This window comes from uncultured Psychroserpens sp., from assembly GCF_947492715.1.
In the GTDB taxonomy this organism is placed as follows: domain Bacteria; phylum Bacteroidota; class Bacteroidia; order Flavobacteriales; family Flavobacteriaceae; genus Psychroserpens.
Map to the genome: position 1 here is coordinate 1 of NZ_CANLNS010000027.1, position 320 is coordinate 320.

At 42.2% G+C, this 320-nt stretch carries 1 pseudogene; it reads right to left on the reverse strand.

Going from position 1 to position 320, the window contains the following annotated elements:
- Positions 1–320: pseudogene (locus tag Q0787_RS19270) on the reverse strand (metallopeptidase); the annotation flags it as partial.

The window sequence follows — 320 nt, forward strand, 5'->3', positions numbered from 1 at the left end:
GCAGTAGTATCTATTACCGAAATAGTTTGAGTATCAGACACAGCATTACCACAGTCGTCAGTAGCTGTCCAAGTTCTCGTAATTGTTTGCGTATTTCCACAAGCGTCAACAGCAGTATCAGCAAAAGTAACTGTTACATTTCCACAAGAATCTGTAGCTGTAGCATTACCAGTAGCTGCAGGATCAGTACTTTCCGTACATTCCACTGTAGCATCAGCAGGTAGTGTTAATGTTGGAGCAGTAGTATCTACCACTGAAATCGTTTGAGTATCAGACACAGCATTACCACAGTCGTCAGTAGCTGTCCAAGTTCTCGTAAT